Raw genomic sequence first — 25,994 nt, 5'->3', positions numbered from 1 at the left:
TCCTTCACAAGGGCTTTATTAGCGGGTGTTTTTGACCAGTAAGTTTAGTCTGGCTTCGGCTCGGTCAATCAAGGTGCCAAGGCGTTCTACATTATCGACGAAGTGCTCAAATTCAATTTTGCTGGGCAGCAGCTGACTGTCGGTTTGGAGGTGGTGAACCAGCTGCATTCTAGTGTTGGTGGCGAACTCTTTGCTCCATGACCATTGCGCGCGCAGCAAGCGAGCCAAGGCCGCTGCGGGTAAATCACCAAGGTGATCGGCGAGTAAACCTTCCCAATCGAATTCAAAGTTTTCCATCACTTTATGCAATGTCATTAGGGCTTGAGCATTGCCTTGAATGCGTAAGTCGCCATCGAAGAAACCGTCGCCATCGAGTAGTTTTCGGTAAGCCGCACTGGGCCCTTGAACCAGGGTATCGAGTCGCGGGTCTAACTCGATGTCGTCTAGGCTTGCTGGACGATTTAGCATCACGCCTTGTTCGAGAATGTGTATCTGTAAAATAAAGGAGAAGTCTTCCACATAGAGGAAGACTTGTTGTCCTGCTAATTTGCAGAGGCGATCTTGGGAAGGGGAGTCTTGTTTAAGGGCGAGGTTGATGGCGTTTTCAATAGCGCTGAGTGCCGATAAACTGAGTGAGCCCATAAAAAATCTTCCCGATGGTTGCTTGAATGTGGTTAAAGCTTAAAGCTGGTGGATTTGAATGACGGAAGTGTCCCGTGTCTGGCCTTCTTTTTCAAGACGATCGAGATACATTTGCCAGAGTTCATCGTGATTTTTGCCAATATTGTAGAGATATTCCCAAGTATAGAGGCCTGTGTCGTGACCATCATCGAAGGATATCTTGAGCGCATAATTGCCCGCCCCTTCGACATTGTTGATGGCAACGTTTTTTTTACCGAACTGTAGAATCGGCATTTGCAGGCCATGGCCACGCACTTCTGCCGACGGCGAGTGGATGCGCAAGTATTCTGCGCTGAGGCGGAATGTTTGGCCATCCGCAAACGTTAGCGCCAATTCACGAGATTGCTTGTGGTAGTGTATTTTTATTGGCGCTGGTGTGGTCATGCTGTTTCCTATAGAGCCCCTTTAAGGCAGGGGCTCTTTTGTAAGAAAGATTGGGTGTTGGTAAGAAGGATGGGGCAAATTACAAAATGTATTTGCTCAAGTCTTCGTTTTCGGCGATTTCCCCAAGTTGTTCATCCACGTACGCCGCCGTAATGTCGACGGTTTGTTCGTCGGGCATATCACTGGCGGAATAAGACACCTCTTCTAATAAGCGCTCTAGCACAGTGTGTAAACGGCGTGCGCCGATGTTTTCGGTACGCTCGTTGACTTGGAAAGCGATCTCGGCAATGCGCTGAATGCCTTCTTCGGTGAAGTTCAAGTTGATGTGTTCGGTTTTTGCCAAGGCCACATACTGTTTGGTCAAAGACGCGCTGGGTTCAACCAGAATGCGTTTGAAGTCATCCACTGTCAGCGCATCCAGCTCCACGCGAATGGGCAAGCGGCCTTGAAGTTCAGGAATCAAGTCTGATGGTTTGGACAAGTGAAACGCACCTGACGCAATAAAGAGAATGTGATCGGTTTTGATCATGCCGTATTTGGTGCTGACGGTACAGCCTTCGACCAAAGGCAATAAGTCACGCTGCACGCCTTCGCGGGACACTTCGCCACCAGAGCGTTCTGAGCTTTTTGCGACTTTATCGATTTCATCTAAAAACACAATGCCGTTTTGCTCAACCGCTTCAACGGCGCGGGCTTTGAGTTCTTCTTCATTGACTAGCTTAACGGCTTCTTCGTCACGCACTTGGCGCAATGCTTCTTTGACTTTCATTTTACGCTTTTTGGTTTTTTGTGAACCAAAGCTAGAAAACATATTTTGCAGCTGGCTGGTCATTTCTTCCATGCCAGGCGGTGTCATGATTTCTACGCCGATAGGCGCGTCAGACACTTCGATGTCAATTTCTTTATCGTCTAGCTGACCTTCGCGTAGTTTTTTACGGAAAGTTTGGCGTGTGCTGTTGTCTTGTAGTTCTGGATCACCGCCGCGAGCCGGTGGCAATAACACATCCAAAATGCGGTCTTCTGCCGCATCTTCGGCTTTGTGGCGCAATTTTGCGGTTTCTTGTTCACGCAACATTTTGATGGCCATTTCCACCAGATCACGAATGATCGATTCCACATCACGGCCAACATAGCCGACTTCGGTGAATTTCGTCGCTTCTATTTTGATGAAAGGCGCGTTGGATAGCTTGGCTAAACGGCGGGCAATTTCGGTTTTACCGACGCCTGTTGGCCCTATCATAAGGATGTTTTTAGGGGTGACTTCGGCCCGCATTTCCTCAGGAAGTTGCATACGACGCCAGCGATTGCGCAACGCAATGGCCACCGCACGCTTTGCTTTTTGCTGACCAATAATATGCTTGTCTAAGGCGTTAACCGTCTCTCTTGGGGTCATACTGCTCATATTAATTCTCTTTTATGTTCTTGGGTGATGGTTTCTGCGTCGCGTGTAGAGTGCCTTATTCTGACTTGTCTTCAAGCTGCGAGTCTATGGTGATGTCTTCGATGGTTAAGCTGTGATTGGTAAACACACAAATATCGGCCGCGATGTTGAGGCTTTTTTCAACGATTTCTCTGGCGGATAAGTCGGTGTTGTCAATCAAGGCGCGCGCTGCGGCTTCGGCGAAGTTGCCGCCGGAACCAATGGCTAATGCGCCGTGTTGTGGCTCAACGACATCGCCGGTACCGGTAATAATTAAGGTGCTTTCTTTGTTGGCGACAATCAGCATGGCTTCTAGTTTGCGCAACGCTCGGTCTGAACGCCAGTCTTTAGCCAGATCCACTGCGGCACGTACAAGGTGGCCTTGGTGTTTTTCGAGCTGACCTTCGAAGCGCTCAAAAAGGGTGAAAGCATCTGCGGTGCCGCCCGCAAAGCCAGCGATCACTTCACCACGGTATAGACGACGCACTTTGCGGGCGTTGCCTTTCATCACTGTGTTGCCTAAAGAAACTTGCCCATCGCCGCCTACGACGACTTGGTTGCCTTTTCGTACCGTAAGAATCGTTGTCATGGTTTACTCCCGTTTCGATTCTAACGAAATGGGGGCAAGAGGAAGAATTTCAAGCGAGGAGGGTGCACGGAAGACGCTTTCATCTTCTGTGCACGATAAAGCGCCATGTTATTGCTCTTTATCTACTTTGTAGGAATACGGCGAAATCTCCATGGAGACGAGTTTGTCTTCGGCTCGGTTCATTTTGGAGCGTGAATCATAGGGCCCAAGCACCACTCGATACCAAGGTTGATTATCCTTGACGGTGGTTTTGTTCACACTGGTTTCGACCAAGCCCGATAAAATAAGTTGTGCACGCATACGATCCGCATCTTCAGGGTTTCTGAACGACGCGGCCTGCAGCATGTAGTAATAATTTTGCTCACCACGCGGCGTGGATTGATAAGCTTCTACGTGGCTGGTGTCCACTTTACTGTCTTGTAGTATCTGATAAAAATCGAATGTGTCTTGGGGGATAAGTTTAACCGCATCGTTGGTGGGCGCTGGTTTGCTTTTGCTTTCAGGCTTACGGTTGCTCTCGGTGTTGTTTTTACTTTCAGGCTTAGATGTATTCAGTTGAGCGGGCTTTTTAGCGGCAGGGACTTGGCTCAGCTGTGTTAATCCGTAAACAAAGGCGATAAGAATGGCGGGCACAAGAAGCCATAACCACCAGGTTGTTTTACGCTTTGGTGGGGGTGGCGTGCGGCGAGTCGCGCCTTTTCTTGGACGACTCCCTTTGGTGGCAATTTGCATAGGGTTAAACATAATTTGGACTTTTTGCAGTTAGCTTTAGCGTCAATAAATAAACGCAGTGAGAGTTGCGCACATTATGCGGGCAAGATCAGTAAGTTTCCAGTGGATCGACGTCGATTGCAAAACGAATTTTATGTTGCCGTGTGGCGTGTTCTAACCATTGTGTCATGATTTGGACAGTTTGGTGTAAAGGCGCTCGTTGAGCGGCTTTGATCGAGATCAGCGCACGGTGTTGCCCTGCTTTACGGACGATGATTGCCGCGTAAGGGCCAACCAGATAAACCTCCTTAGCAAAGTAAGGTTCAAGGTCGTTTCGCATGGCCGCTAACAGCTGCATGGCTTCTTGTTCGTTGCCTGATTCTGCCCGCACAATGACTTGATGATAAAAGGGCGGCAGCGCAAGGGATTTGCGTTCCGCCAAGCCATCAATGGCAAAGTGTTCGTAGCCAAGAGTACACAGGCATTCAATGGCGGCATGATCAGGGTGGTAGGTTTGCAATAACACATGGCCCGGCTTTTTCGCTCGCCCCGCCCGTCCAGCGACTTGAGTTATGAGCTGAGCGGTGCGTTCCATACCGCGAAAATCAGAGGAAAATAACCCCGCATCGGCGTCCATGATGATCACTAGGGTGACATTAGGGAAGTGATGGCCCTTTGCCAGCATTTGTGTGCCGATCAGAATAGCTTGGTCGTGTTCATGGATTTTCTGGGTGAGCTTTGCCATGGCAAATTTGCGTTGTGTGCTGTCGCGATCAATGCGCAGAATGGGCGTGTCTTTAAACAGCGTACTGAGCTGGGTTTCAATCTGCTCTGTGCCTTCACCGACGGTGAATAATTCTTCCGACTGACATTCTGGGCAAGTTTGAAGCAGTGCTTTTTGCGTATCACAATGGTGGCAATGCAGCTTGTTGGCACGTTTGTGGACGGTGAGATTAACATCACAATGATCACAAGCCGCAATCCAACCACACTGGTGACACATTAATGTGGGTGCGTAGCCACGACGGTTTAAAAATACCAAGACTTGTTCTTTACGTTCCAAGCAAAGCTTCATGCTGGCCAAGGCATGTTCGCTAAAACCATGTACTAAGGTTTTGCCGCGTAGGTCGACGCGCTCCATTTGTGGAATGTGTGCATTGCCTGCCCGCTGTCGTAACTTGAGCCAAGCGAAGCGCTTTTGCAGGGCATTGGTTAGGCTTTCATAAGACGGCGTGGCCGAGGCGAGTAAAACCGGAATGTCGAGGGCTTGGGCGCGCTTAATGGCAAGATCCCGAGCATGGTAACGGAAGCCTTCGTGTTGTTTGTAAGAGGAATCGTGCTCTTCGTCTATGACGATTAAGCCAAGATTTGGGGCGGGAATAAACGCCGCTGAGCGTGTGCCGATAATGATTTTTGCATGACCACTGGCGGCTAATAACCAAGCGTCTAAGCGTTCTCGGTCGCTCATATTGGAATGCATTAATACTATGTCGGTGTTGAAGCGATTTTCAAAGCGTTTTAGCGTTTGTGGCGTCAGGCCGATCTCGGGCACCATGACTAAAATTTGTTTATCTTCTTCTATCAAACGTGCCATGAGACGCAAAAACACTTCGGTTTTACCGCTGCCAGTGACGCCGTCTAATAAGGCCACATGGAAGTGCTTGCGGTGGTCTAATAGCTGCTCTGTCGCTCGCGATTGCTCTGGATTGAGGGTTGGCGGTACTTGTGTTTGGTGGGCGTGTCTTTCTCCGCCTTTATTAAAGGCGCGCGGCTCTCGGCGCAATAAGCCTTTTTCTTCTAAGCTTTTTCCCGCGTTAGGCGCTAGGTCTAGCACGGACGCCGCATGCTGACTTAAACCATTAGGGTGCTGCTGTACGGCTTTTAAAAAATCTTGTTGGCGTGGCGCTCGACTGAGTTGTTCAAGCGGCAGTATTTGGCCTTGTGGTGTGGTGAACCACCAATTTTCGGTGCGAAACTCAGCGTTTTCGCCTTTGCGTAATAAAACTGGCAAAGCATGGAAGATAACATCGCCAATGGGATGGTGATAATAGCGCGCGGCCCACTCACACAAAGCCATTAGCTCCGCTGTAATAACAGGGCTTTTATCATGCAATGAGGTCAATGGCTTGACCTGTTCGGGGTCCCAGTCACTGGTGTCACTGAGTGACACAATGACGCCAAGGCGAGTGCTTTTGCCAAACGGAACTTTGACCCGCATTCCCGGTGCTAATTCATGTCTAAGGGCAATGGCTTTGGGTACCTTGTAATCAAACAGCGTGCGCATAGGCACCGGCAAAGCGACTTTGATAAAGGGGTAAGGGGTAAGAAGCGCCTCTTGCATGCGTTAGGTTAGACCTTGTTTAATAAAGCAAAAATAGAATTCATCGACGATGGATTAAGTGTACGTCAGAGTGGTGGGTCGGTGCGAGTCACAATTTTATCCGCAAAGCATGATAAAAAGGTTGCTGATTGGGTCATACATCCCTAAAATACGCCACTCTTGGATCCACTGTACAATGTCTGTACAACGAAACGTGCGGTGCTTGGCGAGGCAATAGCCCATTTATATTGATCAAGTGGCGGCACACCAAACTTAAGGTAACTACGATGAAAAAAGATATCCACCCAAATTACTCTGCGCTTACTGCAACTTGTACTTGTGGTAACACTCTGAACCTAAATTCAACAGCGGGTAAAGACATGCACATCGACGTATGTAGCAACTGTCACCCTTTCTACACAGGCCAACAAAAAATGTTGGATACTGGTGGTCGTGTTGATCGCTTTAACAAGCGTTTCGGAGCTCGTCGTACCGCTAAGTAATTGCTGGTATGATAGTAATCGCATTAAAAAAGCGCCCAGTTTTCTTGGCGCTTTTTTTGTTTTTGTCACTTTCTGTTCACGCGAGCGAGTCTTGTGTTGCAACGGGTGAGCTGGAAAAAACGCGCATTAAAAGAGTGGTTGATGGCGACACCATTCACCTGAGCGATGGGCGAAAAGTGCGCTTGGTGGGAGTAGATACTCCTGAGCTTGATCATAAAAACGGTCATCATCAGCCTTATGCAGTGGCGGCAACAGCGTTCCTTCGCTCGCGTCTTGACCGGTTTGTCTATATTCAGCCAGCCAAAAATGAACGTGACCGATACGGTCGTTTTCTGTACTACCTTTTCGATAAAGATCGTATTTCACTAGCAAGTCAGTTACTATCCGAAGGACTTGGTTATCGTATTGCCGTGCCTCCAAACTTGGCCTATCAAGCTTGTTTTGAGGCGGCTGAAAACGCCGCTCGCGATGCGCATAAGGGAGTATGGCGGCAATCTTTGCAATGGCAGCCACAAGCTGGCTTTGCAATCTCTCGTGTTAACATCACTTCAATTACTCAGAACCGAGGGGGTTGGTGGCTAGAAACCGATCAGGATCTAGTGATCAATTTACCACCTTACGTGACCGATTACTGGCCCGCTCAAAAGGTGTTTTATCTTGAAGGTAAGACGCTAGAAGTACGAGGTTGGCAACATCAGAGGAAAAGTCGCTATTCAAAGTTTAAGTCTTGGGTTCTTACTGTAAGACACCCGAACGATTTGCGTGAAGTAGAGAGCTTCTCGGTCCTTGACTGATAGAATATTCCTATGGGTTTACGCTTTAAAGTATTGAGTAGATCGACTATTCTGATGATTCAAAATTATAAGGTGCCACTTTCGAAGCTTTTGTAGGCTTGGGGACAAGGCCCAGTTTGGCTATCATAAAACTAATTAATAACACCAAATAGACGGAAACATCATAATGGCAGAAGATATTAAGCAAGCTGCACTGGATTATCATGAATATCCAGTTCCAGGAAAACTGAGCGTTACTATTTCAAAACCTACCGCAACCGCTCGTGATCTTGCTCTGGCATATAGTCCAGGTGTGGCAGAACCTTGTCGTGAAATCGCAAAAGACCCAGAAAATGCCTACCGTTATACGGGTAAAGGCAATCTAGTCGCGGTTATTTCTGATGGCTCGGCTATTTTAGGTTTGGGTAATTTAGGGCCATTGGCCAGTAAACCGGTTATGGAAGGCAAAGGCTTGTTGTTTAAGCGTTTTGCTGGCATTAACTCGGTTGACGTGGAAGTAGAATCTGAGAGCCCACAGGCTTTCATCGATACGGTTGCGCGCATTGCCAACACGTACGGTGGTATCAACTTAGAAGACATTAAAGCGCCTGAGTGTTTTGAAATTGAACGTCAATTGATTGAACGTTGTTCTATCCCTGTCTTTCATGATGACCAGCACGGTACGGCAATTGTGACCGCAGCGGGTCTTCTGAATGCGCTTGAGCTTCAAGGTAAAAACATTGCTGATGCGAAGATCGTTTGTTTGGGCGCAGGTGCCGCCGCGACAGCGTGCATGAAGCTGATTATTGCTTGTGGCGCACAACGTGAAAATATCTTCGTTCTTGACCGTAATGGCGTTATTCATTCTGGCCGCACTGACTTGAACCAGTTCAAAGCCATGTTTGCGATTGATACTGACAAGCGCACGCTTGATGATGCAATGGAAGGCGCAGATGTGTTTATCGGCGTATCAGGTCCAGATCTATTGTCTGCTGACCAGCTTGCTAAAATGGCCGCTAATCCTATCGTTTTTGCTTGTTCAAACCCTGACCCAGAAATCAATCCAGAGCTTGCTCGTGCAACGCGTGATGATTTGATCATGGCAACAGGTCGTTCTGATTATCCGAACCAAGTAAACAACGTGCTTGGCTTCCCTTTCATCTTCCGTGGTGCTTTAGACGTTCGTGCGACTAAGATCAACGAAGAAATGAAAGTGGCGGCAGTTCATGCGCTTAAAGATCTTGCCAAAGAAGCCGCGCCTGCGGATGTGGTTGCAGCCTACGGTGGCGCACCATTGAGCTTCGGTAAAGAGTATATTTTGCCAAAACCAATGGACGCTCGTTTGCTTAACGTCGTGTCGGCGGCGGTTGCTCGTGCTGCGGTTGATTCTGGTGTGGCTATGCTACCTTATCCAGACTTTTACCCGCTTGAGAGTCTTGATCACTTCGGTGCGTAATTGACGTATCTCTCGTAAAAAAAGCGACGCATGAACATAGCGTCGCTTTTTTTTGGTCTGAATAACATTTTTGGTCTAAATAGCGTCGCTTAAAAAGCTTTAAGCTAAAAAACGGGTATTAGAATAGGTTTTCTAAGGCGTTGTTTTCTTGTTTGTCTTCCTGTGTGCCGCTTCCTATCCCGTCCATTGTGGGCAGGTGTAGGTTACGTTGAGGTGGAACGTGGTCTTTTCTAAAGATCTCAAAAATGGCATTAGACTGGCCTGGTAGCGCGCGTTCACCGGTATTAGGGTCAATGCGCACCGTCACGAGTGACGAAGGCTTGGGAATGAAAGAGGGCGGAGTGTCCCTTAATGCCTCGCGCATGTACTCTATCCATGGCGGTAGCGATATCGAGCCACCCCATTCACCACGGCCAAGCGGTGAGTTATTATCAAAGCCACTCCAAACCGAGGTGACAATATCACCGTTAAAGCCTGAAAACCACGCGTCGCGACCATCGTTTGTGGTGCCGGTTTTTCCTGCAATGTCATCTCTTCGAAGCACCAGAGCCCGACGTCCTGTGCCGTATTTGATGACATCTCTCATCATGTCATAAACAATGTAGTTTACTTCTGGGTCAATCACTTGAGGTGCCACAGGTAGGTTGCGAATCCCGTCTGCTGTTTCAAATAGCCCGGTTTGAGTTTCGCTCTCCGGTTCATTATCTGTTTTGTTATCTAGCAAGGTGCAAGTGACGCATACGGTCACCGGGTTGGCTTGAAACAGCGTTTGCTTGTCTCGGCCTACGACCTTGTCTATCAGGTAGGGTTGTATTTGATGGCCGCCATTCGAAAAAACCGCATAACCCGCCGCCAGTTGCAATGGCGATAAGTTGGCACTGCCTAATGACAAAGAAAGGTTGTGAGGTAGTTGGTCTGGGTCAAAACCAAAGCGACGCAAAAAGTCGAGCGTAGGGCGTATGCCCATTTCGTCTAAAAGTCGAACCGAAACAATGTTTTGTGAACGGTATAGGGCTTGGCGTAATCGTGTTGGACCATAAAATTTGCCGCCATCATTGGTGGGACGCCATGCTGAAGCGAGATTAGTGTCGTTAAATACCACCGGAGCATCGTTGATAATACTGGCGGCCGTGTAGCCTCTATTCAAGGCGCTGGCGTATATAAACGGCTTAAAGTTGGACCCCGGCTGGCGTTTAGACTGAGTAATCCGGTTAAATTTATTGTCGTAAAAGTTAAAGCCACCGACTAACGCCTGAATAGCGCCATCTTTGCTGTTAAGAGAAAGAAGCGCACTTTGAACGGTGGGTTTTTGTGTCAGTACCCACTCGTATTGCTCGTCGGGGCGCAAATGCACTATGTCACCGGGCACTAAAATATCGGCAACGGTTTTGGGTGATGGCCCTTGTGAATCCTCATTGATGTAGGGTCTGGCCCATTTCATGGCTTCCCAAACTAGGGTGGCGCGCGCGCCATTCGCCAATCGAACATCGGCGGTGGTGTCTTTCGTTGCGATGACTAAGGCGGTTTGCCAGTCTTTAAAGCGTGCTATGTCTTGTAGCGCTTGTTCTTGTTCTTCTAGTGATGCCTCAACCAAATCGCTGCGTGTGTCGATCGAGCCGCGGTAACCGTGTCGCGTGTCGTAAGCAAGAACGCCGTTGAAGACGGCCTTGTTGGCGGCTTTTTGACGAGTGGAATCTATCGTGGTGTAAACGGTCATGCCGGTATTGTAGAGGTCGTCGCCAAAGATAGTATAAAGCTCAGAACGGACCATTTCGGCAATGTAGTCGGCTTCTATATCTGGCATGACGCCATGATTTTTGGCGCTGATGGGTGATTCTACCGCCGCTTCGTACGCGGCTTTGTCTATCATGCCAAGAGACAGCATGCGTTGCAGAATCCAGTTTCGACGAATCAGGGAGCGCGATGGATTGACCACTGGGTTATAACGTGATGGCGCTTTTGGTAAGCCTGCGATCATTGCCAGCTGGGCAAGGTCCAATTCGTTTAAACTTTTACCATAGTAGACTTGGGCGGCGGCTTCAAAACCATAAGCGCGGTTTCCTAGGTAGATTTTGTTGACATACAGCTCAAGAATTTCGTGTTTTGTTAATTCCTGTTCCATTTTGAGGGAAATAAATATTTCGGTAAATTTACGGGTGTAGGTTTGCTCAAAGGATAAAAAGTAATTTCTGGCAACTTGCATGGTGATGGTACTGCCGCCGCCTTGCTTTTCTCCTGTGGTAATCAGCTGCATCACAGCGCGCCCTAAACCGAAAACATCCACACCAGGGTGATGGTAAAAATTGGCGTCTTCTGCCGCTAATATCGCGTGTTCTAAATCGGGTGGAATGTCATCATAGTTGATCGGTGTACGGCGTTGTTCGCCAAACTCACCAATCAGTTGATGGTCTGCGGTATAAATGCGCAGTGGGATTCTAAGCTCAATGTCTTTGAGCTCGGCAACAGTGGGAATGCGATCCTTTACATTGTAGTAAACGGCATAGGTGATGCCTGCGGCGCAAAGCGCACCAAAAAGACTGAGAAGAAAGAATAATTTGAGTGCCTTGGCCATATGAGTCTAATAAATGCTGGATGAAAAAAAAGCATTATACCTAAAATCTGCCCAGAATAGGTGGTTAACTTTGCCTCAAATCGTGTTATCTTTGTGCAAGTTTGGCTAGGATGCCAGATTGTAATTGCTTACTTTTGCTGAGTATTTCAAGGATGAATAATGACGCTTACGCCTACCTATTCTGTGGTTCTGTACAGGCCTGAAAACGGCACTTGGTATGAGTCTGCCCATGATGCGGCGCGCTCTATCGATCCACACTGCATTGACCCCCACAACATTGATTCACTGTCATCTAAATCGTCACGTCTGCTTGTGTTGGTGCCAGATGATTGTTTGTCTGTTTCTCAGCATGCATTAGATCATGTTATCCCTAGGTCTTTATTGCCTCTGGCGGCGTTGAGCTATGCGGTAGAAACCACCTTTTCGCCCCCTGAGTCAGTATGCTTTAGTTATCAACAAAATGTGCTGTCGACGACAAGTGCGCAATTGACGGTGTTTGCTTGCACCAAGGATTGGGCGGAAGCGGTGTGTTTACCCTTTCAAGCGGCGGCAACGTCTTGTTTGTTAATGCCTCTCAGCCTATGGGAAAACCGTCACACTAAAGCGCGGTCTTGGTCTTATATCGCACAACATGCCCTGTCGGTTTATCAGCCAAATCAAGAAAAGCGTAAAACCGCGTTGCGCTTATGGGGATACTTGCTGTTGGCGAGTTTACTGATTCATGCTGCGGCGTTGTTTTATTTTATGGCTTGGCAGCAAGAGTCCGTGCTTGCGCTACAGGAGCGTCAGCGGGCATTGGCAGATCAGATGGCTTGGCAAGACGATCAAACGGCGAATGCTTTTGTTGCGTCGGCGCTGGAGATGGTCCAAGGCTTACCGTCTTCGGCTCGCTTGGCGCGGTTTGAGGGCGCGGCGTCAAGCGTGACCTTTAGTGTGACCTTGCCGGAACAAGCATTGAGCCTCTTGCTCACGGCATGGCGACAGCAACAACCTGACTGGCGCTGGGAAGTAAAACGTGACCTCTATCATTCACCGTCTGGACTTAATCAGGAGGGTGTAGTGGATGCGCATATCAGTGTGTTCAAACCTTAGTCATTCGCTCTTTTATGGCATGACCGTCTCGCTTGTCGTGCTATTGAGCCTGTTGCAAATAGCGGCTTGGTACCCTTTTTTGTCTCAGTCGCACAGTGAAATGACACGCCACATCCGGCTAAAAGAGCAAGCGTCAGAGGATTGGAGCAAGACCCGGTTACAGGCGGAGCAACTTAATGACCTCGTGCTTTCAGCGGTGCCTTGGGTGACTCATGACGTGGCTGCCGAGAAAGATCAGGTGCCAACGAAATGGTCGATACAAGGCACCGCCTCGATAGCGCAATGGCAGCACTTGTTTGAAGTGATCGAGGCTCAGTTCGCATTAGGTTTACTGTCGGTTGATTGGCAAAGAACGTCGGACGGCCGCTGGTTTGGGCGATTATCATTTGATGTGCAGGGGATGCATGGCAATCGAAGTTACCACAATTGGTTGCCAACCCCCTTGCGTGCGTATCGGTTTGTTGAGCGCGATTGGCGCTTATTATCGACGATGCGAGCGGGGAATGTGACATCGGCCTTGTTGGAATACAAACAACATCGACACTGGGTGCGCAAGGGAAGTTGGTTGTCTGTGGCTGGGTTGACCGTCAGTGATGTGTTTTTTGATCGGGTCATGTTACTGGCAAAGGATGGTGCGCAGATGGCGTTGATGATTCGGGAAAAGGAGCGGGCAGATGATTAAGCGAATACGGCGTGGTTGTGTGCTTTTTGTGTTGCTTGCGATACGGCCGATTTGGGCGATGGATGTGTATTTTGAAGCGCGGCCATTGCAGGAGGTGCTGCCTTGGCTGGCGTCACAGATGAATGAAAGTGTGGTGATTAGTCCAGACATAGACGCGGTTTTAACCCTGTCAATTAAAGACGCCAGCTGGCGCGAAGTGATGGAAGCGGTTGCGCAGCAACCAAGGATTCGACTTGAGTGGCAGGGTGACGTCGCTATTTTGCTGGCAGAGGAAGATGTTATCTCTATTGAAGCGCCTGAGTCGTCGGTTTGTCAGCGAGATTATTGGGTATTGAAACACGCCAAAGCCGAAGAAGTTGGTGTGCACTTACAAACCTTATACCCTTCCATTAGCCTTATTGTAGACAATCGTACTAACTCTATTGTGACGTATTCTTGTCATTCGATAGCCGGCGTTAAAGAAACGCTGGCTTGGCTCGATGCGCCGTTGAGGCAAATTGAAATCAGTGCGCAAATTGCTCAGGTGAGTCGCTCTGCACAATCGCAATTTGGGGTGAATTGGCAGACTAATTTATCCGATGGCGTGCGCTCGTCGTTCGGTGGCGCGGTGGATTTAGGCGCGTTGGTGTCGACCAGCAGTCTGGATTTTTCCACCGCTGGCAGCGCGGGGTTATTGGCGTTTACCTTAGACATGATGGAAAGCGAAGGCAGCGCCAATATTCTCTCTAAACCCAAAATAGTCACCTCGGAAGGTTTACCTGCGAGGATAGAGTCAGGCACAGAAGTGCCTTACCAGACAGTGAATGATGACAATATTAACGTTGAATTTCGTCAGGCTGCACTGATGTTAGAGGTGACACCCTTTGTCAAAGACGGCGAACATATTTTGTTGTCGTTGACCATACATCAAGATTCGGTAGGGGATTTGGTTAACGGTGTGCCGAGTTTAAAAACCAATCGCTTAAAGACGCAAGTAGTGGTGAAAAACCAAGAAACGCTTGTTTTAGGGGGGATTTTCCGCGAAGAAAGTTTCGAATCGGAAAGTCGGGTGCCATTCTTTAGTGACATCCCATGGCTGGGCGAGTTGTTTAAAAGGCGTTCAGAACAGCAAGAAAAGGTTGAATTGCTTGTATTTATTACGCCAAAGCTGCTACAAATGTCAGTTAACTAGGCCGCAGTCTAAATCTGCTTAATTCCGACGTAATTGAATACAATGATAAAAGCCCCCAATATTATTTTAGTAGGCCCGATGGGCGCAGGAAAAACCACCATAGGTCGTTTGATTTCTCAATCAATGGGCAAAGCGTTTTATGACTTGGATAAAGTCATTGAAGACAATGCTGGTGCGGATATTCCTTGGATCTTTGAAAGAGAAGGCGAAGACGGTTTTCGTCGTCGTGAAACCCAAGCGCTGGCCGCTATTGCACAATCTGATACAGGTGACTGCGTATTAGCCACCGGTGGCGGTATTGTCATGCGCGAAGAGAATCGAGACATTCTGCGCGACAATGCTCTAGTGGTGTATCTCTATGCCTCCGTTGCTCAGCAACTGTATCGTACTTCCAAAAGTACCCACAGGCCGCTGTTGCAAACCGGCGATCCGAAAGCGACATTAAAAAAACTATTTGAAGTGCGCGACCCTCTTTATCGAGAAGTAGCGACCTTGATTATCGAAACCGATGCGCGCCATCCTCGTTCTGTCGCCAATAAGGTGCTGGACGCGATAAAGCGACATCTGAAAATGGAGAGCACTGTATCCTAATGCGTACGTTAACCGTTGATCTTGGCGATCGCAGTTACCCTATTTTTATCGGTAGTGGAATTCGCCAGCAGAAATCGCTGTTTGATGACGCTATTCATGGCAAACAAGTCATGATAGTGACCAATGACACCATCGCGCCTTTGTATTTAGACGCCATGGTGTCTATGTTATCAGTAGACTATAAAGTCGATACTTGTATTTTGCCGGACGGTGAATCCTATAAGACGTTAGAAACCTACGGCATGATCATGTCAGCCTTGTTAGAAGCAAAACACAACCGTACCACGACGGTGATTGCCTTGGGCGGCGGTGTGGTGGGGGATATGGCGGGCTTTGCCGCGGCCACCTATCAGCGCGGTGTGCCGTTTATTCAAGTGCCGACGACCTTGTTGTCACAAGTGGACTCTTCCGTTGGTGGCAAAACGGGGGTGAATCACCCGCTAGGTAAAAACATGATTGGGGCGTTTTATCAGCCTCAAGCGGTGATTATTGATACCGAAACCTTATTAAGCTTGCCGCCGCGAGAGTTGTCTGCGGGCATGGCGGAAGTCATCAAATATGGCTTGATTTGTGACGCGCCGTTTTTTGATTGGCTAGAGCAAGAAATGCCTCAGTTGATGGCGTTGGACAATGACAAAATTAGCGACGCTATTTACCGGTCTTGTTTGGCGAAAGCGAACGTAGTGGCGCAAGACGAAAGAGAAGGTGGCCTTCGCGCTATCCTTAATTTTGGGCATACTTTTGGCCATGCGATTGAAACGGAAATGGGTTATGGAAATTGGTTGCATGGCGAAGCGGTTGCCGCGGGCAGCGTGTTAGCGATAGACCTTTCTTGGCGCATGGGCAATGTCTCTGAACAAGATGTCAGCCGTGCTGTGGCGCTGTTTAAAGCCGCAAATTTACCGGTGTTGCCACCGGCTGAAATGACACGTGAGGCGTTTGTTGAGCGCATGGCGTTGGATAAAAAAGTGCTTGATGGCAGCTTGCGTTTAGTTTTGTTGGGATCGATGGGCGACGCTATTGTGACGTCTGACTTTCCGCTGCAAGACTTTGACGCCTGCCTTTTCGATGCGCTTGAAGTGAGTAAGCAAGCCAGCCTTGCTTGACCTGTAGGTGACTTATTGTTGAAGGACGACTATGTCTAAGCCAGACTTTCAGTTTGATTTAGAAGATGCGCTGAATCAGCCGCCAAAAGCCACGCTGAGGGATCCCTTTGGCTCGAAAGACGCGTCTGTGTATTTTGCTTCGGAAGAAGGCAATCAGCAGCTAGCATTGCTTGAACACCTAAGCCGCTACAGCAGTTTGCTTTCCGTGGTGCAAGGGCCGCAAGGCAGTGGCAAAAGTCGTTTTTTAATGGAGTTCGCTCGTCATCAAGACGACACCACGGTAGTCAGCCACGTCAAAGCCACAATGTTGATGACGGCTGGGCAGCTACTGCAAGCCATGTATCTTGGTTTTGCCAGTCACTTTTCACAGCCGCCCAATGAAACCACCTTTGGTCCTTTGCTCAAGTTTTCCCATGATTTAGATGAAAAAGGCCAAGCGGCGCTGGTATTGATTGATAATGCCCAAGAGTTAAACAGCGACGCGGTGGGAATGCTGTTGGACATGATGTCATTGGCCACCGAAAATCAAACCGTTCCCCATGTTGTGTTGTTTAGTGAGTATTCTCTAGCGCGCAATCTTGATGCATTTCAACGTTCTCGTTATGAACAACTGAGCCATTCTTTTACCTTAGCACCCTATTCACTAGAGCAAACCCGAGCCTATTTGTTGCATCGTGTGCGTGCGGTGGGAGGGGAGATTAACTTGCCGTTTAATGACAAGCAGGTGAAGCAGATACACCAAGAATCGGGCGGTTACCCTGGGCGCATCAATCAGCTGGCTCAGGCGATGATGGGCAATGGCAATAAACCAGCAAAATCCGCGTTACGTTTTAACCTTGCGATGGGGTTTCCGTTGGCGCACATGGCGCTGCTTTCGGTGGTGATGTTGGGTATCTTAGTGGCGGTGCTGTTTTCTGACACGCCATCGACATCAAACACGACGGCCAAAAGCAATAATGTGATTCCGCTGACGCCGCGACAAGGGCAATCCTCCACAGAAACCATTGCGCGCATTGATGCCATGCAACGAAGAATCGGTGAAGAAGGGGAGATTCTGCTGCCGCCGATACCGGTGGGTACGTCTTTGCCGCCAATCAGTACGTCTAATGGCGTATCTTCTTCGCCATCGATGTTGTCGCCTGCTATCGCTACGGCCCCTCTGCGCAATGAAGCACCAACCGTGGCGCCTGCGCCAGAAGCGGAAGGGAAAGTTGAGCCAATAAGAAAAGAGGCACCGAGCAATCTAAAGGAGACAGACCCGTTTGATAAAACGCAATGGTGGTTATCGCAAAACCCAAACCGCTACACCTTGCAGTTATTAGGCACTCATAATCAGGATACGGTAAAAGACTTTATTCGTGATCAAGGCAGCATCAGTGCCTTTGGATACTTTAAATCCAAGCACAATGGCAGAGATTGGTTTGTGGTGGTGTATGGTTCGTATCGTAATCGAAGTGAAGCGATCGCGGCGGCGGAGTCCTTGCCCAAAGATATCCGTGATCTAAATCCTTGGGCGCGAAGTGCTCGTGGTATACAGGATGACATTAAAAAAGCGCAGTGATCACCTCTGCCTTCGCCTTACTTTCGTTGGCGCCTGTTACCGCACCAAGGTGTCAGCTTGTTTTATTTGCCCCTTGTTGCGGATTAAACCTGTATAAAATGCCATCAAAGCCTCTTTTTGTGAGGCTTTTGTATGGTAAAACCCTCAATTAAGTAAAAATCACTGTAATTCCCTGAAAAACCTCAATGAACAGTGGAATTTTCTGCTTGGAAAAACTCCAGCCATAGATAATTCTCTAACTCCTGATTATTTGCCGCTAAACCCCCTGTAAAAAACGCCAAAATGACATAAAGCAAGCCTGTGTCCATTTGAGTCGTGATCTTTGGCAGGGTAGTATGACCGTCCATTTAGGTGGTGTTTTGGGTAGATGATAGTCATTCTCGAAGCGAACTTGTCTATGCTTGCGCTTTTTAGCCCAGCCATCTGATAGTCGAATTTTATCTAATTTTTATTTTTACGTTTCAATTGTGGGAGTTGGTGTATGAATGCAGGTCTTTATCGTCCTGGCGAGTTCAAAGACAACTGTGGCTTTGGCTTAATTGCGCATATGGAAGGCAATACTAGCCATGAATTACTTAAAACAGCCATTGAGTCTTTGACATGTATGACGCACCGTGGCGGTATCGCCGCTGATGGTAAAACGGGTGACGGCTGTGGTCTTCTTATCCAAAAGCCAGATCTATTTTTACGTGGCGAAGCACATGCGCTATTTAATCACACCTTGTCTGACCTTTATGGCATCGGCATGGTGTTTCTTGATCAAGATGAAACGCTTGCCACTGAGCAGCGCGACACCTTAACTAAAAAGCTGATCGATGAAGGTTTGAATGTGGTGGGTTGGCGTGATGTGCCAATCGATGCGTCTTGTCTTGGTATGATTGCGATGGATTGCTTGCCTCGTATCGAGCAAGTGTTTGTCGACAGCAATCGTATGGATGCGCGAACTTTTGCAACGCGTTTGTTTGTCGCACGTCGTCAAACGGAAATCGCCCTAGCGCAATACGAAAACTTCTATATCTGTTCTTTGTCCGACAAGGTGTTGGCGTACAAAGGTTTGATGATGCCAGTGGACTTGCCTTTCTTTTATAAAGACTTGGGCAATGAAAAAATGCAAACGGCGATTTGTGTTTTCCATCAGCGTTTCTCCACTAACACCTTGCCTAAGTGGCCATTGGCGCAACCGTTTCGTATGTTGGCGCACAACGGTGAGATCAATACTATCGAAGGTAACCGTAATTGGGCATTGGCGCGTAGTAGCAAGCTGCGCACACCGCTTATCCCTGAGCTGCAAGACCTTCAGCCTATCGTTAACTTAACCGGTTCTGACTCTTCTTCCATGGATAACATGTTGGAAGTCTTGGTAACCGGCGGCGTGGATATTTTCCGTGCGGCGCGTTTGATCATTCCACCAGCGTGGCAAAACGTGGAAAACATGGATCCAGAGTTGCGTGCTTTTTACCAGTATAACTCTATGCACATGGATCCTTGGGATGGCCCAGCAGGCTTGGTGATGACCGACGGACGTCATGCGATTTGTATGCTAGACCGTAACGGTTTACGCCCAGCGCGTTGGGTTATCACTAAGAACGGTTTTATTACGCTGGCTTCTGAAGTCGGTACTTACGGCTATAAACCAGAAGATGTCGTGTCGAAAGGCCGTGTTGGCCCAGGCCAAATGTTGGTCATCGATACGCAAAATGGCAAAGTGCTGCATACGGATGACATTGATAATCGTCTTAAATCCATGCACCCATACAAAAAATGGTTGAAGCAGGAAGCGATTCGGATCGAATCTTTGTTGGAAGAGTCCTCTCTTGAGTTTGAACCTTTCACTAAAGAAGAAATGCTCACGTATCAGAAGATGTTCCAAGTGTCTTTTGAGGAGCGCGAGCAGATTTTCCGTCCCTTGGCGGAAAGCGGCCACGAAGCGGTTGGTTCTATGGGTGACGATACGCCAATGGCGGTTATGTCGAGCCAAACTCGCCCCGTGACGGATTATTTCCGCCAGAAGTTTGCTCAGGTGACGAACCCACCAATCGATCCACTGCGTGAATCTGTGGTGATGTCGCTGGAAACTTGCATCGGCGTAGAACGTAACTTATTTGAAGAAACGCCAAAGCACGCTAACCGTATTATCTTGTCGTCACCGATTCTGTCGGCTCGAAAATACAGCCGTTTGTTGGCGTTAGACGATCACCGTTTCCGTTTGATTCGCTTAAACACCAATTACAACCCAGAAGACGTGTCTCTTGAGCAAGCGATTAAAAACTTGCAATTGAAAGCGGAAGAAGTGGTGCGTAATGGTGCGGTGATTGTCGTGCTGACGGACCGTGATATCGCCAAAGGTCATTTGCCGATTCCTTCGCCTATGGCCGTAGGCGCGGTGCATCATCATTTGTCGAAGCAGGGTTTGCGTTGTGATTCTAACATCATTGCTGACACTGGCTTTGCCCGTGATCCTCATCAATTCGCGGTGTTGCTCGGCTTTGGCGCGACAGCGGTTTACCCCTATCTTTCTTATCGTCTCATCAACGACATGGTTGATAAAGGCGAAGTCTTGGGTGATCCAATCGCTTGCCACGTGAAATACCGTAAAGGCATCAACAAAGGCCTGATGAAGATCATCTCCAAAATGGGGATTTCGACGATTGCTTCATACCGTGGCGCGCAATTGTTTGAAGCCGTTGGTTTGGACACAAAAGTGGTCGACCTGTGTTTCAAAGGCGTGCCAAGCCGTATTAAAGGCGCGCGTTTTGAAGACTTCCAAAAAGATCAAGAAACCATCGCCGGTAATGCTTGGAAATTGCGTAAACCGATTCAGCAAGGTGGCTATTTAAAATACGTCCATGAAGCGGAATATCATGCCTTTAACCCAGACGTGGTACGCAATCTACAAACCGCAGTAGGCAGTGGACGTTTTGAAGATTTCACTAAATACACTGAGCTAGTGAACAACCGCCCAGCGTCTATGTTGCGCGACTTGTTTACCTTGTCAGATAAAGCGAAAGCGATTGCGTTGGACAAAGTGGAATCCATTGAAGCGATTCTACCTCGCTTTGACTCAGCGGGTATGTCGTTGGGTGCCTTGTCACCAGAAGCACACGAAGCCCTAGCCCAAGCAATGAACGAATTAGGTTGTCGCTCTAACTCTGGTGAGGGTGGTGAAGACCCCGCTCGTCACGGTACTGAGCGTCGTTCTAAGATCAAGCAAATCGCCTCTGGCCGTTTTGGTGTGACACCCGAATATTTGGTCAACGCAGAAGTGCTGCAGATTAAAGTCGCGCAAGGCGCGAAACCGGGTGAAGGCGGTCAGCTTCCCGGTGGTAAAGTCAACGGCTTAATTGCTCGTCTACGTTATGCCGTGCCAGGCGTTACCTTGATTTCACCGCCACCGCACCACGATATTTATTCTATCGAGGATTTGGCGCAGCTGATTTTCGATTTGAAACAAGTCAACCCAGATGCTTTGGTATCGGTGAAACTGGTTTCTGAACCGGGTGTGGGCACGATCGCCGCCGGTGTAGCGAAAGCGTACGCCGATTTGATTACTATTTCTGGTTACGATGGTGGTACGGCGGCGTCGCCAATTACCTCTATTCGTCATGCGGGTTCGCCTTGGGAGCTAGGTTTGGCGGAAGCACAACAAGCGCTTCGCTCTAATGATTTGCGTGGCAAAATTCGCCTACAAACCGACGGCGGTTTAAAAACCGGTCTAGACGTGGTGAAAGCGGCTATTTTAGGCGCGGAAAGCTTTGGTTTTGGTACCACGCCAATGGTGGCCATGGGCTGTAAGTTCTTGCGTATTTGTCACTTGAATAACTGTGCAACCGGTGTGGCGACGCAAGATCAAATGCTGCGCGATGAGCATTTCATCGGCACGGTCGAGATGATCAAAAATTTCTTCCGCTTTATGGCTGAAGATACACGTTTATGGTTAGCGAAGTTGGGTGTGGCGCGATTACAAGATTTGATCGGTCGCACGGATCTATTGGCGATTTTGCCAGGGGAAACCGATAAGCAACGTAACCTAGACTTGTCGCCGATTCTGAAAAACGACCTGATTCCAGCGGACAAAGCGCAATACTGTGAAACACCCTTTAACCCTCCACATGATAAAGGCCTATTGGCGCTAAAAATGTGGGACACGGTAAAAGACGTGATTGAAGAGAAAGAAGGCGGCGAATTTGCGTTTGACGTGACCAACTGTGACCGTTCTATTGGTGCGCGATTGTCTGGTGAAATTGCCAAGCGATATGGCAACCAAGGTATGTCTGATGTGCCATTAACCTTAAAACTGACGGGGACAGCAGGTCAGAGTTTCGGGGTATGGAACGCGGGTGGCTTGAACATGTACCTAGAAGGCGATGCCAACGATTACGTGGGCAAAGGCATGACAGGCGGCAAGCTGGTGATTCGCTCGCCAAAAGGCTCGATTTTCAAATCACAAGATTCTGCCATTATCGGTAACACCTGCTTATACGGTGCGACGGGCGGTAAATTGTTTGCGGCCGGTACGGCCGGTGAACGTTTTGCGGTGCGTAACTCTGGTACTCACTCCGTTATTGAAGGCGCGGGCGACCATTGCTGTGAATACATGACCGGCGGCATGGTGACGGTACTGGGTAATACTGGTTACAACTTTGGTGCGGGTATGACAGGCGGTTTTGCCTATGTGCTCGATTTAGACCGTACCTTCGTGGATAAGTACAACCACGAATTGGTGGAAATTCACCGCATCGGTACGGAATTGACGGAAGAATATCGTTCACACCTTCGCTCTGTGATCGAAGAATACGTCCGAGAAACCGACAGCGAATGGGGCCAAGAGATCCTAGAAAACTTCTATGACTACATTGGCAAGTTCTGGCTAGTCAAACCAAAAGCCGCCAGCTTAGGCGCACTCTTGGCAAACACTCGTCAACGTCCGGAATAAAACACGCTGTTATCGCGCTTGGTTGAGTTAAGAATCAATCCAAGCGTTATGAACGAATCAGTCTGACCCATTTGAGAGAAGCGCTGCTTGTTTACAAGCAGCCGAGGAGATAGCAGCTTATGTCTGAGCGCTTGAACAACGCATTTCAATTCGTCGAAGTGGATCGTAAAGATCCGAAAAAGAAGCCTTTAATTACGCGTAAGGCGCAATTCGTCGAAATTTATAAACCATTCGAAGAAGCCAGTGCGAAAGATCAATCGCACCGCTGTTTAGAGTGTGGCAACCCTTATTGTGAATGGAAATGTCCTGTTCACAACTACATTCCAAACTGGTTGAAGCTAGTGAGCGAAGGCAGTATTTTGGAAGCCGCTGAGTTGAGCCATCAAACCAACTCCTTGCCCGAAGTCTGTGGCCGAGTTTGCCCACAAGATCGTCTTTGTGAAGGTGCTTGTACGCTGGGTGAAGGCGGGTTTGGTGCGGTAACGATCGGTTCTGTTGAAAAATACATTACAGACACGGCGTTTGCTTTAGGCTGGCGTCCTGATATGTCTAATGTGGTACCGGTTAACAAAACTGTTGCTATCGTTGGTGCAGGTCCGGCTGGCTTGGCTTGTGCGGACATTCTCGTTCGTAATGGCATTAAGCCTGTGGTGTTTGATAAATACCCAGAAATCGGTGGTTTGCTGACCTTTGGTATTCCAGAGTTCAAACTGGAAAAAAGCGTCATGACACGTCGTCGTGAAATTTTCGAAGAAATGGGCGTCGAGTTTGTGCTTGGGACGTCTGTTGGTGATGACGTGCCATTTGAACATGTGTTGGAAGAGTACGATGCCGTGTTTTTAGGCATGGGGACTTACAAATACATGAAAGGCGGATTCGCTGGTGAAGACCTGCCAGGTGTTCATGATGCCTTGGATTACTTGATTTCCAACGTCAATCATTGCCTAGACTTCGAAGAAGACCCAGCTGATTATGTGAATCTAAAAGGTAAGCAAGTGGTTGTCTTGGGCGGGGGGGACACCGCCATGGACTGTAACCGTACCGCGATTCGTCAAGGCGCGAAAAGCGTGACTTGTGCTTACCGTCGTGACCAAGAAAACATGCCGGGTTCTCGTAAAGAAGTACAAAACGCCAAAGAAGAAGGTGTGCAGTTCCTTTTCAACCGTCAACCAGTGGAAATTATTGGTAACGGCAAAGTGGAAGGCGTTAAAGTGGTGGAAACCCAAATGGGCGAGCCTGACGAAAATGGTCGTCGTAGCCCTGAAATCATTGAAGGTAGTGAGCAAATTATACCGGCTGATACCGTATTGATCGCCTTTGGTTTCCAAGCCAGCCCAGCGCCTTGGTTCGAAAAATTCGGCATCGAAACCGACGCTCGTGGTCGTGTTATCGCCCCGAAGAAAGGCAAATTCATGTTCCAAACCACCAACGAAAAAATCTTTGCGGGTGGCGACATGGTGCGTGGTTCTGACCTAGTGGTTACTGCCATTGATGAAGGTCGTAAAGCCGCAGAAGGTATTATGGATTTCTTAGACGTATAATCACAACGGCTTAGCTAACCAATGTCTTATTAAAAACGCCAATCAGAGTCATCTGATTGGCGTTTTTGTCTGTTTTTTGAATGGCATCTACGCTGCGGTGCTTTCCGCTGGTTGAATCAATGCCAAGCTTTCTTCTGCAAACCCCGTTCCGGCTTCGGTGTAGAAGTTGAAGACGTTGTTGATGCCAGATGCCAGCAGTGTGTCGCGTTCGTCTTGGTAGCGGGCGATGGCGGCGATTTGGCCTTGGTAGTTGGCTTTGCGCAGCTGGATGGCAATGTTGGTGCTGTCTTCGGCTATGGGTAAGGCCAACATGATTAAGCGAATTCCTCTGGTGTCTAAACGCTCCCAGAGGTCGGCGTCTTCCCCGTCACCATAAAACACATTTTCATTGACGTCTTGCATGATTCGGATGCGCTTACGGTCGGTATCCATGCCTGCGACGGCATCACCCATCACGCCTTTAAGCGATGTAAAAGCGCCTCGTCCGACTCGACCCAGACCGACGATTAATACCTCGGCGCCTTTAGGTTGGGTGAAGGTGTCTTCCGGCAGGCATTGGCGGCTTTCGAATTGACGAATGGTTTCTTTGTTGTTGCGGTAGAGGCGATGAGATTGGCGATAAATGACGCTGGTAATGATAAAGGAAATAGACACGGCGAGGGCTAAAATGACTAACCATTCTTTTTCGAGCCAGCCATTAGCGACACTTAATGCCACCACAATTAGGCCAAATTCACTGTAGTTGGAAAGGATCAGTGACGATAAAAAAGAGGTTCTACCGCGCAGTTTCATCTTGGTCATTAAGGCAAAGAACAGCGCAAATTTAACCAAAATGATTAAGGTGATAATCAAGCTCATACCTATCATGCTAACGGTGGGTAAGGCGGTAAAACCAATAGATAAAAAGAAGCCAATCAGGAACAGGTCTTTGAAATTCATCAGCGATTTGTTCATTTCCGTGGCTTTGGGGTGAGACGCCAATAAAATGCCAAAAATGAGCGCGCCTAAATCGCCTTTTACACCGACTAAATAAAATAACTCGTAACCTCCCAGCGCGAGAAAAAGCCCGGTTAATGGCAGCATTTCGCCGTGCCCAGATTTGTCGACGATTTTGTTGATTAGCGGACGAATAAGCAGTAAGCCAAATAAGCCTAAGGCCCAGATAGAAGGGATTTTACCCGTTGCCGCGACGAGGAATATCACCGCCACTATGTCTTGCATGACCAAAATGCCCAGTGCGAGTTGGCCGTGGCGGGTTTTTAGTTCGCCATTTTCTTCTAACAGTTTCATTACACAGACGGTACTGGAAAAACTCAGTGCGAAGCCAATCAGTGCCGCGGTTTTAAACTCAAGCAGACCAAAATAAGGCAAACTAAAAATGCCAAGCAGCAAGGCAATTGCCGCGAACAGCAGGCTCGAAACACCCATATGACTGAGGGTGGATGCCCATACTTCGCGTTTTAGCAGATCTTTGACATGCAGTTTTAGGCCAATACTAAACAGCATCAAGGTGATGCCAATGTTGGCCAGTGTTTCTAGGGTGTCATTAGACTCGAAGCCAAAGTAATTTAGTAGAAAACCAGCAAGCAAAAAGCCGATCAATGGCGGTAAGTTGATCATTTTGACGGCCAGTCCGCAGACAAATGCGAACAAAATCCAAATAAATTCCATAGTATCCTTCTAGGTTGATAGGGGGAGTATAAAGACTAAAAATATCATACGAAATTTGTAGAAGCCGTGCAGCAGCTAATACGGCTATTTGATGCATTGCCTTAATTATTTTTCATACCATTTGTGGTATGTCTAACGTCGTTTATTCTATTTGAATGATATGTTCATTTTACCTAATCTGCATGGTAGGTTTTTCAAGACCTAATGAGCGCTAAAAAAATAATCATAAAAATTCTA

19 protein-coding genes are annotated in these 25,994 nt (G+C 48.3%); 11 read left to right on the top strand and 8 right to left on the bottom strand.

Annotated elements, in window-relative coordinates; translation table 11 throughout:
• Window positions 1-18: 18 nt before the first annotated feature.
• From J8N69_RS06680 to J8N69_RS06655, 6 genes are all read right to left on the bottom strand, one after another.
• Window positions 19-642 carry a ubiquinone biosynthesis accessory factor UbiJ gene (locus J8N69_RS06680; protein WP_168826424.1) on the bottom strand — a complete coding sequence of 208 codons (624 nt, stop codon included), beginning with the start codon at window positions 640-642 and terminating at the stop codon, window positions 19-21.
• Between the two features lie 39 nt (window positions 643-681).
• Window positions 682-1,065: a gamma-butyrobetaine hydroxylase-like domain-containing protein gene (locus tag J8N69_RS06675; RefSeq protein ID WP_168826422.1), complete on the bottom strand. Its 384-nt coding sequence runs from the start codon at window positions 1,063-1,065 to the stop codon at window positions 682-684.
• A 79-nt stretch (window positions 1,066-1,144) separates the two neighbouring features.
• Window positions 1,145-2,467, bottom strand: a complete 1,323-nt coding sequence (gene hslU / locus J8N69_RS06670) for an ATP-dependent protease ATPase subunit HslU (protein WP_168826420.1) — start codon at window positions 2,465-2,467, stop codon at window positions 1,145-1,147.
• Between the two features lie 55 nt (window positions 2,468-2,522).
• Window positions 2,523-3,074 carry an ATP-dependent protease subunit HslV gene (gene hslV / locus J8N69_RS06665; protein WP_168826418.1) on the bottom strand — a complete coding sequence of 184 codons (552 nt, stop codon included), beginning with the start codon at window positions 3,072-3,074 and terminating at the stop codon, window positions 2,523-2,525.
• A 108-nt stretch (window positions 3,075-3,182) separates the two neighbouring features.
• Window positions 3,183-3,818: an SPOR domain-containing protein gene (locus J8N69_RS06660; protein WP_168826416.1), complete on the bottom strand. Its 636-nt coding sequence runs from the start codon at window positions 3,816-3,818 to the stop codon at window positions 3,183-3,185.
• A gap of 76 nt (window positions 3,819-3,894) precedes the next feature.
• Window positions 3,895-6,126: a primosomal protein N' gene (locus J8N69_RS06655; RefSeq protein WP_168826414.1), complete on the bottom strand. Its 2,232-nt coding sequence runs from the start codon at window positions 6,124-6,126 to the stop codon at window positions 3,895-3,897.
• 266 nt (window positions 6,127-6,392) lie between these two features.
• On the opposite strand from J8N69_RS06655, the gene rpmE reads away from it, so the two are divergent.
• The 3 genes from rpmE (at window position 6,393) to J8N69_RS06640 (ending at window position 8,837) form a co-directional block, all read left to right on the top strand.
• A complete protein-coding gene (gene rpmE, locus J8N69_RS06650) occupies window positions 6,393-6,608 on the top strand; it encodes a 50S ribosomal protein L31 (RefSeq protein WP_168826412.1) in 216 nt (71 codons plus the stop codon).
• Between the two features lie 56 nt (window positions 6,609-6,664).
• Window positions 6,665-7,402 (top strand): thermonuclease family protein, encoded by a 738-nt coding sequence (locus J8N69_RS06645; RefSeq protein WP_227804002.1) that lies wholly within the window; start codon window positions 6,665-6,667, stop codon window positions 7,400-7,402.
• A 166-nt stretch (window positions 7,403-7,568) separates the two neighbouring features.
• Complete coding sequence (locus tag J8N69_RS06640) at window positions 7,569-8,837, top strand: malic enzyme-like NAD(P)-binding protein (RefSeq protein ID WP_168826408.1); 1,269 nt, start codon at window positions 7,569-7,571, stop codon at window positions 8,835-8,837.
• A gap of 118 nt (window positions 8,838-8,955) precedes the next feature.
• Here J8N69_RS06640 and J8N69_RS06635 read toward each other — a convergent pair whose 3' ends face one another.
• Complete coding sequence (locus tag J8N69_RS06635; RefSeq protein ID WP_168826405.1) at window positions 8,956-11,409, bottom strand: penicillin-binding protein 1A; 2,454 nt, start codon at window positions 11,407-11,409, stop codon at window positions 8,956-8,958.
• A gap of 159 nt (window positions 11,410-11,568) precedes the next feature.
• Between J8N69_RS06635 and J8N69_RS06630 the strand changes: the two genes are divergently transcribed.
• The 8 genes from J8N69_RS06630 (at window position 11,569) to J8N69_RS06595 (ending at window position 24,086) form a co-directional block, all read left to right on the top strand.
• On the top strand, window positions 11,569-12,501 hold the full coding sequence (locus tag J8N69_RS06630) for a hypothetical protein (RefSeq protein WP_168826403.1): 933 nt from the start codon (window positions 11,569-11,571) through the stop codon (window positions 12,499-12,501).
• On the top strand, window positions 12,473-13,183 hold the full coding sequence (locus J8N69_RS06625; protein ID WP_168826401.1) for a hypothetical protein: 711 nt from the start codon (window positions 12,473-12,475) through the stop codon (window positions 13,181-13,183). Before J8N69_RS06630 ends, J8N69_RS06625 begins: the two co-directional genes overlap by 29 nt.
• Window positions 13,176-14,354: a type II and III secretion system protein gene (locus J8N69_RS06620; protein ID WP_168826399.1), complete on the top strand. Its 1,179-nt coding sequence runs from the start codon at window positions 13,176-13,178 to the stop codon at window positions 14,352-14,354. Before J8N69_RS06625 ends, J8N69_RS06620 begins: the two co-directional genes overlap by 8 nt.
• 42 nt (window positions 14,355-14,396) lie before the next feature.
• The gene (locus J8N69_RS06615; RefSeq protein WP_168826397.1) at window positions 14,397-14,945 is read left to right on the top strand and encodes a shikimate kinase; all 549 of its coding nucleotides are present in this window, start codon (window positions 14,397-14,399) and stop codon (window positions 14,943-14,945) included.
• Window positions 14,945-16,051, top strand: a complete 1,107-nt coding sequence (gene aroB / locus J8N69_RS06610; protein ID WP_168826394.1) for a 3-dehydroquinate synthase — start codon at window positions 14,945-14,947, stop codon at window positions 16,049-16,051. Before J8N69_RS06615 ends, aroB begins: the two co-directional genes overlap by 1 nt.
• Window positions 16,052-16,082: 31 nt before the next feature.
• Window positions 16,083-17,612 (top strand): SPOR domain-containing protein, encoded by a 1,530-nt coding sequence (locus tag J8N69_RS06605; protein ID WP_168826392.1) that lies wholly within the window; start codon window positions 16,083-16,085, stop codon window positions 17,610-17,612.
• A gap of 481 nt (window positions 17,613-18,093) precedes the next feature.
• Window positions 18,094-22,545 (top strand): glutamate synthase large subunit, encoded by a 4,452-nt coding sequence (gene gltB / locus J8N69_RS06600; RefSeq protein WP_168826390.1) that lies wholly within the window; start codon window positions 18,094-18,096, stop codon window positions 22,543-22,545.
• Between the two features lie 119 nt (window positions 22,546-22,664).
• A complete protein-coding gene (locus tag J8N69_RS06595) occupies window positions 22,665-24,086 on the top strand; it encodes an FAD-dependent oxidoreductase (RefSeq protein ID WP_168826388.1) in 1,422 nt (473 codons plus the stop codon).
• Between the two features lie 87 nt (window positions 24,087-24,173).
• Here the strand turns inward: J8N69_RS06595 and J8N69_RS06590 are convergent, their stop codons facing one another.
• The gene (locus J8N69_RS06590) at window positions 24,174-25,757 is read right to left on the bottom strand and encodes a cation:proton antiporter family protein (RefSeq protein ID WP_168826386.1); all 1,584 of its coding nucleotides are present in this window, start codon (window positions 25,755-25,757) and stop codon (window positions 24,174-24,176) included.
• Between the last annotated feature and the right edge of the window lie 237 nt (window positions 25,758-25,994).

Origin of the sequence: Marinomonas profundi, assembly GCF_020694005.1 — a bacterium.
Lineage (GTDB): Bacteria > Pseudomonadota > Gammaproteobacteria > Pseudomonadales > Marinomonadaceae > Marinomonas > Marinomonas profundi.
The sequence above is the reverse complement of the archived record's forward strand: the minus strand, read 5'-3'. Positions and strand labels throughout refer to the sequence as shown.

Bases quoted from the DNA above. Each gene is read 5' to 3' on its own strand.
- J8N69_RS06680 (WP_168826424.1), bottom strand. From the start codon at position 642: ATGGGCTCACTCAGTTTATCGGCACTCAGCGCTATTGAAAACGCCATC.
- J8N69_RS06675 (WP_168826422.1), bottom strand. From the start codon at position 1,065: ATGACCACACCAGCGCCAATAAAAATACACTACCACAAGCAATCTCGT.
- hslU (WP_168826420.1), bottom strand. From the start codon at position 2,467: ATGAGCAGTATGACCCCAAGAGAGACGGTTAACGCCTTAGACAAGCAT.
- hslV (WP_168826418.1), bottom strand. From the start codon at position 3,074: ATGACAACGATTCTTACGGTACGAAAAGGCAACCAAGTCGTCGTAGGC.
- J8N69_RS06660 (WP_168826416.1), bottom strand. From the start codon at position 3,818: ATGTTTAACCCTATGCAAATTGCCACCAAAGGGAGTCGTCCAAGAAAA.
- J8N69_RS06655 (WP_168826414.1), bottom strand. From the start codon at position 6,126: ATGCAAGAGGCGCTTCTTACCCCTTACCCCTTTATCAAAGTCGCTTTG.
- rpmE (WP_168826412.1), top strand. From the start codon at position 6,393: ATGAAAAAAGATATCCACCCAAATTACTCTGCGCTTACTGCAACTTGT.
- J8N69_RS06640 (WP_168826408.1), top strand. From the start codon at position 7,569: ATGGCAGAAGATATTAAGCAAGCTGCACTGGATTATCATGAATATCCA.
- J8N69_RS06635 (WP_168826405.1), bottom strand. From the start codon at position 11,409: ATGGCCAAGGCACTCAAATTATTCTTTCTTCTCAGTCTTTTTGGTGCG.
- J8N69_RS06630 (WP_168826403.1), top strand. From the start codon at position 11,569: ATGACGCTTACGCCTACCTATTCTGTGGTTCTGTACAGGCCTGAAAAC.
- J8N69_RS06625 (WP_168826401.1), top strand. From the start codon at position 12,473: ATGCGCATATCAGTGTGTTCAAACCTTAGTCATTCGCTCTTTTATGGC.
- J8N69_RS06620 (WP_168826399.1), top strand. From the start codon at position 13,176: ATGATTAAGCGAATACGGCGTGGTTGTGTGCTTTTTGTGTTGCTTGCG.
- J8N69_RS06615 (WP_168826397.1), top strand. From the start codon at position 14,397: ATGATAAAAGCCCCCAATATTATTTTAGTAGGCCCGATGGGCGCAGGA.
- aroB (WP_168826394.1), top strand. From the start codon at position 14,945: ATGCGTACGTTAACCGTTGATCTTGGCGATCGCAGTTACCCTATTTTT.
- J8N69_RS06605 (WP_168826392.1), top strand. From the start codon at position 16,083: ATGTCTAAGCCAGACTTTCAGTTTGATTTAGAAGATGCGCTGAATCAG.
- gltB (WP_168826390.1), top strand. From the start codon at position 18,094: ATGAATGCAGGTCTTTATCGTCCTGGCGAGTTCAAAGACAACTGTGGC.
- J8N69_RS06595 (WP_168826388.1), top strand. From the start codon at position 22,665: ATGTCTGAGCGCTTGAACAACGCATTTCAATTCGTCGAAGTGGATCGT.
- J8N69_RS06590 (WP_168826386.1), bottom strand. From the start codon at position 25,757: ATGGAATTTATTTGGATTTTGTTCGCATTTGTCTGCGGACTGGCCGTC.